Annotated in this window: 8 protein-coding genes and 1 pseudogene; 3 read left to right on the top strand and 6 right to left on the bottom strand. The window is 74.7% G+C overall.

The genetic code is table 11. The annotated features are described in order from the left end of the window. From QI554_RS41080 to QI554_RS41070, 3 genes and pseudogenes are all read left to right on the top strand, one after another. Positions 1 to 975 (top strand): DUF4139 domain-containing protein (locus QI554_RS41080; RefSeq protein WP_281478013.1); only part of this gene is annotated, 975 nt, incomplete at its 5' end. A gap of 62 nt (positions 976 to 1037) precedes the next feature. Further along, positions 1038 to 2666 (top strand): DUF4139 domain-containing protein, encoded by a 1629-nt coding sequence (locus tag QI554_RS41075; RefSeq protein ID WP_281478011.1) that lies wholly within the window; start codon positions 1038 to 1040, stop codon positions 2664 to 2666. A 61-nt stretch (positions 2667 to 2727) separates the two neighbouring features. Then, a pseudogene (locus QI554_RS41070) lies at positions 2728 to 2886 on the top strand (PLDc N-terminal domain-containing protein); the annotation flags it as partial. A gap of 288 nt (positions 2887 to 3174) precedes the next feature. Here the strand turns inward: QI554_RS41070 and QI554_RS41065 are convergent. The 6 genes from QI554_RS41065 to QI554_RS41040 all read right to left on the bottom strand — a co-directional run bounded on the left by QI554_RS41065 (position 3175) and on the right by QI554_RS41040 (position 9759). Continuing rightward, a complete protein-coding gene (locus tag QI554_RS41065; protein WP_281478010.1) occupies positions 3175 to 4404 on the bottom strand; it encodes an ABC transporter permease in 1230 nt (409 codons plus the stop codon). Between the two features lie 38 nt (positions 4405 to 4442). Then, entirely contained in the window at positions 4443 to 5198 is a 756-nt protein-coding gene (locus QI554_RS41060; RefSeq protein WP_343230861.1) for an ABC transporter ATP-binding protein, read from the bottom strand. Beyond that, entirely contained in the window at positions 5195 to 6817 is a 1623-nt protein-coding gene (locus tag QI554_RS41055) for a Tat pathway signal protein (RefSeq protein WP_281478008.1), read from the bottom strand. Before QI554_RS41055 ends, QI554_RS41060 begins: the two co-directional genes overlap by 4 nt. Before the next feature lie 46 nt (positions 6818 to 6863). Next, positions 6864 to 7853, bottom strand: a complete 990-nt coding sequence (locus QI554_RS41050) for a hypothetical protein (protein WP_281478007.1) — start codon at positions 7851 to 7853, stop codon at positions 6864 to 6866. Positions 7854 to 7999: 146 nt separating this feature from the next. Continuing rightward, on the bottom strand, positions 8000 to 9115 hold the full coding sequence (locus QI554_RS41045; RefSeq protein WP_281478006.1) for a hypothetical protein: 1116 nt from the start codon (positions 9113 to 9115) through the stop codon (positions 8000 to 8002). Continuing rightward, the gene (locus tag QI554_RS41040) at positions 9112 to 9759 is read right to left on the bottom strand and encodes a SigE family RNA polymerase sigma factor (protein WP_281478005.1); all 648 of its coding nucleotides are present in this window, start codon (positions 9757 to 9759) and stop codon (positions 9112 to 9114) included. The genes QI554_RS41045 and QI554_RS41040 overlap by 4 nt, the downstream gene beginning before the upstream one ends. Positions 9760 to 9780: the final 21 nt, after the last annotated feature.

Raw genomic sequence — 9780 nt, 5'->3', positions numbered from 1 at the left:
GCTCGGCCTGCGTCGCCGCCGCGCGCTCGGGCGCGCAGGGGCCCCTCGGGCGCGGGCGGTTACGCCGCGGCCGAGATGTCCGACGAGATGGCGCGTCTGGCACCGGGCGGTCCGCCCGAAGCCGAGCCTGCGCCCATCTCGCCGGACGCCGAACTGCTCGACTACGGCGGCCTCGTGCTCGCGGGTGCCGACGAAGGCACGGCGGTGCGCGGCCGGTTGCGTCCGGCGGCGGCGTGGAACGCGGTCGCGGTGGAGTTCCGGCGGCGCGCGGAGGCCGTGGCGGGCCTGGGACTTCCGGTGCACGGCGCCCCGGTGCGTGAGTCCGCGGGCTCGTACGACTACCGCTTCGACGTCGCGGCACGGGCCGACGTGGAGGCCGACGGCGGCTGGCACACCGTTCCGGTGTGCACCGTCGAGGTGGGCCTGACACCGGAGTTCGTGTGCGTCCCGGCCGTCGACGAGGCGGTCTACGGCACGGTGCACGTGGCGAACGCCTCGCCGCACGCGCTGCTCGCGGGCCCGGCGGACGTGAGCGTGGGCGGCGAGTTCCTGATGACGGTGCCGCTGCCGACGCTGGCGCCGGGCGAGCGGCAGCGGGTCGGCGTCGGCGTGGTGGAGAGCGTGCAGGTCGCGCGTCGTACGCACATGCACGAGTCGACGGCGGGACTGCGCGGCGGCACGACGGTGCTCGACCACCGGATCGAGGTCGACGTCGCGAACCACCTGGGGCACGAGATCACGCTCGAGGTGCTGGAGCGGGTGCCGGTGAGCGACGACAAGGACGTCAAGGTCGAGGAGCACGCGTCCGAGCCGGCGTGGGAGAAGGACACCGAGCTGCGCGACGGGCGTTACGTGCGCGGCGGCCGGCTGTGGCGGCTCAAGGTGCCCGCGGGCGGGACGCGTTCGCTGGCGGGCCGGTTCGAGATCCGCATCCCGACCGGCAAGGCCGTCGTCGGCGGGAACCGGCGGTCGTGAGCATGGGCGTGGATGCGGGAGCGGGCCGGGACCACGGCCCTGTCAACGGCGGGGGTGACGCGATGGACACGACGCGGAACGGTGCGGCGGCCGCACCGCTGGCGCTGCCGATCACCGCGGTGACGTGCCTGGAGGACCGCGCGCAGGTGGAGCGCTCCGGCACGGTCGAACTCGTGGCCGGCGTCCAGCGGTTGCGGGTGGGTCCGGTGACGGCGCTCGCGGTGGACCGTTCGCTGCGCGCGGAGGCGACCGCGCCGGACGGCGGTTCCTCGGGTGCGGTCACGGTGGTGGACGCGCGGATCGTGCGCGCCGCCGAAGTGCCGCTCCCCCACGGCCCGGGCCCGGACGCGTCCAAGCTGCGCGCGCTGGTGCACGAGCTGGAGGAGGCGCTGCGCGATCTGGACCGGCGCCGTCAGACCGCCGCGACCGGCTACGCGGTGGTGCGTCAGGCACGCGAGGAACTGCACCGCGCGCTCGGCGAGTTCGCGGGTGTCGAGGGCACGCCGACGATGCGGTTCGAGACGGTCGACTGGGCGGGCCGCCTGGACGCCGTCGACGCCGCGGAGGAGGACCGGCACGAGGAACTGCACCGCATCGCGAACGAGCGGGACCGGGTGAACGTCCGGCTCGCGGAGGCCCGCGGCGCGCTGGCCGCGACCGAGGAGCCGCCGGACGAGGTCGCGGCGTGGGTCGAGGTCGTCGTCGAGGCGGAGCGCGCGGGCGCGGTGGAGCTGCGGGTCGTGCACTTGGTGCCGTGCGCGCTGTGGCGTCCGGCGTACCGGGCGACGCTGGCGGCGGACGGCGCCTCGCTGCGGCTGGACTCGGACGCGGTGGTGTGGCAGCGCACCGGCGAGGACTGGTCGGGGGTGCGGCTGTCGCTGTCGACGGCCCGTCCGACGCTCGCGGCCAAGCCGCCGGCGCTGGTGGACGACGTGCTGGCGCTGCGCGACAGGACCGGCGAGGAGAAGCGCACGGTCGAGGTGGACCTGCGCGAGGAGGAGATCAGCACGGTCGGCGCGGTCGCGGGCGGCGGCGGTGCGGGCGGGGCGGCGGAGCTGCCGGGCGTCGACGACGGCGGCGAGGTGCGGGTGCTGGCGGCGCCGACGCCGGTGACGGTGCCCTCGGACGGGCGGCCGCACCGCGTGCACCTGACGTCGTTCACGGCGGCGGCGCGCACCGAGCACGCCGCGACGCCGGAGCTGTCGCCGCTGGTGACCCGGGTGGCGTACTTCCCGAACGAGGCGGGGCACGTGTTGCTGGCGGGGCCGGTGGACCTGGTACGGGCCAGCGGTTTCGTGGGGCGCGGGCGGCTGAAGTTCAGCGGGCAGGGCGAGGAGGTGCGGCTCCCGTTCGGGAGCGAGGACACCTTCCGGGTGGTGCGGCACACGTCGGAAGAGCGTTCGACGAAGGCGGTCACGGGCCGCACGACGACGTCCCGCACCGTCCGCCTGTTCGTGTCGCACCTGGCCGGCACCGGCGCGCCCGTGCCGGTCGTCGTGCGGGAACGGGTGCCGGTCTCGGAGGTCTCGGCCGTCGAGGTCGCGGTGAAGACCGAGTCCTGCACCCCGCGCCCGGACGAGGTCGACGGCGAGGGCGTCGTCCGCTACGACGTGACGCTCGCCCCCGGGGAGCGGCGCGAGATCACGCTGGTCTACGAACTGTCGGCGTCGTCCAAAGTCCAGGGTCTGTGACCGTCTGCCTGGCGACCGTTAGGCTGGCTGCGGTCGTCTCATAGTCCAGGGAGTTCTGTCCATGTTGCGCGTCGCGCCGTTCCTGTTGATTTTCGCGATCGACCTGTACGCGTTCATCGACTGCCTGACGACGGACGAACATCGGGCGCGGAACCTGCCGAAGCTGGCGTGGGTCTTCATCATCCTGCTGTTCCCGCTCATCGGCGCCATCGCGTGGTTCGTCGCGGGCCGCCCGGAGCGCGAGACGGTCGCGGAACGCGGCGGCAGCCGTCGTTACATGGCGCCGGACGACGACCCGGAGTTCCTGGCGTCGCTGAGCAAGAGCAACCGCGAGCACGAGGACATGCTCAAGCGCTGGGAGGACGACCTCAAGCGGCGCGAGAACGACCTGGGGCGCGGCGCGGCGCCGGCCGCGGCGGGGCGGCCGATGGAGTGCCCGGGGCGGGGCGGGGGGGGGGGGGGGGGGGGGCCGCGGGGGCCCCCCACCCCTCGTGGTTTCCGCGGGCGTTCAGGTGGCGCGCAGGGCTTCGAGCGGTTCGAGGCGGGCGGCGCGCCAGGCCGGGTAGGCCCCGGCGAGGAGGCCGACCGCGACGCCGGCGAGCGGCGCGGCGAACACCAGGCCCAGGTCGAGGACGGGCGTCCAGTCCTTGGCGACGCACACCCCGACCACGGTGACCATGCCGGCCGTCGCCCCGACGACGCCGCCGAGCAGGCCGAGGACGGCGGACTCGACGAGGAACTGCGCCGCGATGTGCCGGCGGGACGCGCCGAGCGCCCGGCGCAGGCCGATCTCGCCGATCCGCTGCATGACGCCGACCAGGGTCACGTTCGCGATGCCGACCGCGCCGACCACCAGGCAGAGCAGGCCGAGGACGAGGAACATGCCGTTGACGTCGTCCTCCACCGCGCCGCGCGCCCGCTCCAGGTTGGGCGGGGCGAGGACGCGCAGCCCGTCGGTGTGACCGGGGGCGAGCGCGGTCGGCGCCTGACGGGCGATCAGTTGTGCGGCGCCGAGGCGGGTGTCGACGACGACGCGGGTGACCTGGCGCATGCCGAGCCGGTCGGCGGCCGCGGTCGGCGGGACGATCACCGAGGCGGCGAGCGCCTGTTCGCGCTTGAGGTCGCCGATGACGCCGACGACGGTGAACGGTTCGCCGCCGATGAACACCGCCGGGCCGTCCTCGAGCCGGGTGACGCCCAGCAGCCGTGCCGCCTCCTCGCCGAGCACCGCGACCCGGTCGCGGCGGGCCACGTTGCCGGCGTCGTAGAAGCGGCCCGCGACGACGCGGCCGTGCACGGTCGCGGGCAGGTCGACGGTCGCCGCGACGACGCCGAGGGTGCGGGCGGTGACGGCGGAGGGGTCCTTGATGTCGTTGGCCTGGACCGGCGGCGTCTGCCCGGGCTGGCTCTCGGCGAGCGCGACGGCGGCGACGGCGCCGTTGAGGCGGGTGATGCGCTCGGGGGCGTCCCAGCCGATGAGCGGAGGGTCGTCGGGTGACGCGCGGGTGGTCTCGGGGGTGATGGAGACGGCGGTGGCGGTGAGTTCGTCGAACCGTCCGACGATGCGGTTGCCTGCGGTCGCCGCGATGCCGATGGTGACGACGAGGGTGGCGATCCCGAGGACGGTGCCGAGCGCGGTGAGCGCGGCCCGCATGGGGCGCGCGAGGACGGCGGAGAGCGACTCGTCGACGAGGTCGGAACGGGAGATCCGGGTGCCGGTGCCCGAACGCCGGGCCACGGCTCGGCCAAAACGGCTGGGGGGGACCCCCTTTTCAATCATGGCCATTGCGGGCGGTCTCCGGCGAATTGGTGATCCACAGGGGACGGGTTGTCCACAGGCTCCGGCCCGCCTGCGACCACCCGGCCGTCGGCGATCCGGATCCGGCGTCCGGCCCGTTCCGCGACCGCCTCGTCGTGGGTGATCACCAGCAGGGTCAGCCCCTGGCCGTTGAGTTCCTCCAGGACGTCCAGCACCACCTGGGTGTTCTCGCCGTCGAGGTTGCCGGTCGGCTCGTCGCACAGCAGCAGGTCGGGGTCGCCGAGCAGCGCCCTCGCGATGGCCACGCGCTGCCGTTCGCCGCCGGACAGCCGGTCGGGCCGGAACCCGGCGCGGTGGCCGAGCCCGACGCGTTCCAGCGCGGCGAGCGCGCGCTCGCGCCGTCCCCGGCGGGGCGGGGCCGGCCGGCCCTTCGGCCGGTACACCTCGGCCAGCATCACGTTCTCCTCGGTGCTGCGGTACGGCAGCAGGTGGAACGCCTGGAACACGAACCCGAACGACCCGGCGCGCAGCGCGGCGCGGTCCCGTTCGGCCAGCGTCGTGGTCTCGGCGCCCGCGAAGCGGTACGTGCCGGAAGTGGGCCGGTCCAGCAGGCCGAGCAGTCCGAGCAGCGTCGACTTGCCGGATCCGCTCGGCCCGGTGACGGCGACGTACTCGCCGCGGTCGATCCGCAGCGTGACGCCGCGCAGCGCGTGCACCGGCGGGTCCGCCTCGAACATCCGTCCCACGTCGGTGAATTCGATGAGCGCCGTCACTTCTCCCCCACCACGACCCGGTCACCGGCCACGAGCGGCTGCCCGGGCTGCGGGGTGATCGCGACGAATCCGCCGGCGGACAGCCCCAGCGTCACGGGCAGTTGCACGACGGTGCCGTCGCCGCGCTGCACCTTCACACGCGCCTGCGCGTCGGCACCGGTGTAGACGGCGGCGACGGGAACGGCGAGCACCGGCCCGCCGGTCGAGCCGACCTCGGCGGTGATCTTCATGGAGCGGCCCGCGAGGGCGGTGAGCGCCGCCGCGTCGTCCGGGACGATCCGCACCGGGACCGGCATTCCGGCGGACGCGCCGCCGTTCTGCTGCGGCCCGGCCCCGCCGCCGGTGCCCGGCGACGAGTTGGGCGACGGGGCGCCGGGCGTGCCGCCCGCGCTGCCGCCCGCACCGCCGCGGGTGTCGCCGCCGCCGGCGGCCTGCTGCTCGGCGGCGGCCCCGATGGCCTCGATGTGGGCGGGGAACCGCTTCCCGTCGTCGGCCTCCAGGGTCACGGAGAGCCCGACGCGCAGCAGTTCGGCGTCGACGCCCGGCACGGTGGCCTGGACGCGCACGCCGGTGCCGGTCACCGTCGCGACCGAGCCGGACGGGGTGTCGCCCGGCTTCGCGCTGACCTGGTCGATACGCACCGGCAGGGCCGACAGGAACACCAGTTCCCCGACCGGGAGCGAAATGCCGTACGCCGCCCGGTAGTCCGCGAGGTCGCGGCGGGCGATGTCCAGCGACTTCTCGGCGTTGGTCACGGCGGTGCGCAGGGAGGCGAGGTCGGTGCCGCCCGCGCCGCCGGAGGTTCCGCCCGAAGTGCCGGTGCCGGGACGCCCGGTGCCGCCGGTCGTACCGCCGGTGGTGCCGCCGGTCGTGCCGCCGCCGGATCCGGCGGTGGACCCCGCGGTGTCCCCGCCGCCCGTGGCCGAGCCGGCGCTGCCACCGCCCCCGGATCCGCCGGACTGCCGCTGCGTCAGCGCGTTCTTCGCCGCCGTGAGCGCCTGTTCGCCGTTCTGCACGGCCTGTTCGAGCTCGAGCATGCGTCGCTGCTCCGTCGTCCCTGGCGCCTTCGCGTCGTAGCCGCGGGCCTTGTACCAGTTCTTCAGCGCCGTCCCGGAGCCGGCGGTGAACGTGTCGCCGGCCGTCCCGGGGTCGAACCCGATCCGCTTGAGCGCCTCGTTGAGCTGCTTCACGTCGGCGCCCTTGGTGCCCGGGCCGAGCGCGCGGTACATCGGCACGACGCCGCGCAGCACGAACACCGGGCGCCCGGACACCTCCATGAACACGGCGCCTTCGTCGAGCGACGCGCCCGCGGTGGGCGCGCGCGTCACCTTCTGCACGCCGCCGCCCCCGTCGCCGCCGCGTGCGTCACCCGTGGTGCCGACCGAGCCCGACAGCGTCACCGGCACCGGCGACTCGTAGCTCACCGTGCCGTGCGCCACGACGGTGCTCGCCACCACACGCGACTCGACCGGCACCGTCACGAGGGACGCCGGGGGCGCCTTGTGCGAGGCGGCGGCCTCGGCCGGGGACTGCACCTGCTGTCCCGCGTACCAGCCGCCGGCTCCCGCCAGCAGCACGACACCCAGGACGGCGCCGAACGTTCGCCTGGCCTTGTTCACCCCGCTCCTTCCGCCATGGCCTCCGTCGTGCGTTCCGCCGGGCGCATCAGCCGGCGCCTTCGGCGCCCGGCGCCTTGTCGGCCTTGGGGTAGTACGCGGCGCGGAAGTCCTTGCCGCAGTCGAGGTCGGCGAGCGCGGCCTGGATCTCCTGGGCGAGCATGCCGCGCGCGGCGGCGGGGTCCATGTGGGGCAGACCGGCCGGGCTGGTCGGCTTGGGGTCGCCGGGGGCGGGACGGGGACGCATGGTCCCGGCCTTCTCGAACCATTCGAACCGCGCGGCGGTGCGGATCTCAATCACGGCCGTTGTGCGGAGGGGGTAACCCTTGCCGCGCATGCATGTGGCGTACGCCTGTGCGAAGCGCACGAGTTCGGCGTCGCCGTTGAGGTTCTGCCGGTTGATCCGGCCCTGTTCGTCCTTGGTCTTGCTGTCGGCCTCGATCTTCGCCTTGTCGCCGTACGCCTTCGTGCGCGCCTCGCCGTAGCAGCCCTTGCCGTCGACGACGGACTGCTTCATCTTCGCCCCGTCGGCGCTGCCGTACAGCGCGGTGTTCCAGGCGTCCTTGCGGTCCTGCGGGAGGGCCCGGAACGTCGCGTCGTTGGGGTCGTGCGAGATGGCCGGGGACTGCACGCCTGGGGCGTTCGGGTCGTCAGGGTAGACGTCGGACGAGAACGCGCCGAAGCCGTACTTCTCGCGGATCTTGCGGGCCGCCGTGTAGTCGCGGTCGTTGTCGTCGCGGTCCTGGATCGGCGTCACCTGGACATACGGAACGTAGTTGAACCCGGCCTTCTTCATGCAGTCGGCGAGCGCATTGGTCTCGACGTACTGCTTCTTCTGCTCGTCGTTGGCGTCGGCCGGCGCGGTCAGCGGGCCGCCTCCGGAACCGCCTTTCGCGGAGCCCTGGTCGCCCCCGGAGCCGGAGCCGCCTCCGCTCACCGCCGCGCCCGGCGCGGTGCCCTTGGCGTCCTTGCCGCCGTCGGAGCTGCATCCCACGACGAGGAGCAGGCCCGCGAAGGCGACGACTGCACGGGCGGGCAAAACCTGACGAATCATCATCAACCTTGCTGTCGATGGCATGGGGGTGGTGCGCCGGGGCGCGGTGTGGTGCGCGCCGGTGTGGTGCGGGTGGGTACGGGCGTGCCCGCGGGTGGGGGCTCGCCGGGTGGTTACGGGCGCGCCGCCGGCTACGGCGTGTGGCTGGCGGCTCGGCTGCCTGTCGCGGACGGCCCCCCACGGCCGCCGGAGGTCGCGGTGGACCCGGCAGTGGACCCCGCGGTGGACTTCCCGGTGGCCGGCGGGCTCGACAGGTCCGCGGTGGCCGTCGCCGCGCCCAGGGGCGGCGTGTACTTGCCGGCCCCGTCGAGCCCGGGCGTCCCGGCGTAGGGCACGCGGGGCGTCACCAGACCGTCCGAGGTCGTGCCGGCGTCCGGGACCATGCCGCGGACGAAGGCTGCGAGCGGCGCGTTGTCGACCAGTGTCGCAAGGACGTTGACGGTGAGGCGGAGCCGATCAGGCGCGGCCGAGGCTTCGGCCGCCGAGGCACCGGCCGCCGAGGCGTCGTACGTCCACGCACGGACGATCTGCCTGTCCGTGCCGATGCGGACGGCGCCGATCGGGAGCTCCCCCGGCGCGACCGGCTTGACGAAGACGTCCCAGACCCGGCGCTCCTTGCTCGCCGGCACGCCTTCGGCGGTGCGGCATCCGACCCCCGGAGCCGTGTAGGCGAGCGGCGGGGTCTGGTCGACCTTGGCCGGCACCTCGCAGTTCACACCGGGATCCGCGGTCCTCACCTCAGAGGTCGCGTGCCCCGTGGACAGCGCGATCGGGACGGCCCGGCCCTGCCGGTCCCGCAGGGTCAGATAGACGGTGCGGCCGTCGGGCCGCGAGGCCACGGTGACCGACTCGCTGTCGACGCCCAGCTGCGCCTTGGGCAGCGCTTTGTCGATCGCCTCCGCGAACTGCTTGATCATCAGATCCCGCTTGGGGTCGGCGCTGCCGCTCGGCCAGGGGCGCTGCGAGGCGGGCGAGCCGCCCGCCGCGGGTCCGGCCTCCTGGCCGCCGCCGAGATAGGCGAGCGCGCCGACGACGCTCGTGGTCAGCACGACCACGGCGACGGTCAGCGCGAACAGGATGGTGGTGCGCCGGCGGTGCCGGATACGGACGCCTTCCGCCATGGCGGGCCCGAGCAGGTCGGGCATCGCGGGCTCGGCGAAGCGGAGGCGGTCCACGGCCTCGGCGAGCGCGGGCCCGAGGCCGTCGTCGGCCGTCCCGTCCTCGCGCCTCGGCTCTCGGCTGTTCACCTTCCGCACTCCGTCCTCAGTCGCAGATCCGTGGTCCTGGCCGGTCGCGGGGGTGCCCCCGCGACACGGGTGGCGCCGCCTCCCATACCGGCGCCACCCATGCCTGCGCCGCCGGTCCCGCCGTCGTAGCCGGCGTAGCCGCCGTCGTCCCGCAGCCGCTGTCTCAACGCCGCGAGGCCGCGTGACGTCTGGCTCTTGACGGTGCCGGTGGTGCAGCCGAGCGCGGCCGCGGTGTCCTCGACGCTCTGGTCCTCCCAGAAGCGCAGCAGGATCACCGCGCGGCAGCGCGGCGGCAGGTGCGCGACGGCGTCGAGCAGTGCCATGCGCAGCGCCGGGTCGTCGGCCGGGACGCCGGGGTCCGGCAGGTCGACGCCGGTGTGTTCGCGACGGTACCCGCGGCGGGTCTCGTCGACGAACGTCCGGTACAGCACGCGGCGGGCGTACGCCTCGCGGCCGTCGCCCTCGCGGACGCGGTTCCAGGCGGCGTACATCTTGGCGAGCGTGGTCTGGGTGAGATCCTCCGCCAAGTGCCAGTCGCGGCACAGCAGATAGGCCGACCGGCGCAGATGCGCCTGCCGGGCGAGCGCCCATTCACGGAAGTCCTCGTCGAGTTGGGCGCGCCGTGTTCTTCTCCAGTGCCGCACGACCAGTAGTACGTGGGCGGG

Origin of the sequence: Yinghuangia seranimata (genome assembly GCF_029953285.1) — a bacterium.
Lineage (GTDB): Bacteria > Actinomycetota > Actinomycetes > Streptomycetales > Streptomycetaceae > Yinghuangia > Yinghuangia seranimata.
This window is presented reverse-complemented; position numbering and strand designations above follow the sequence as displayed.

Excerpts from the sequence above, each read along its gene's own strand:
- QI554_RS41075 (WP_281478011.1), top strand. The coding sequence starts at position 1,038 with ATGGACACGACGCGGAACGGTGCGGCGGCCGCACCGCTGGCGCTGCCG.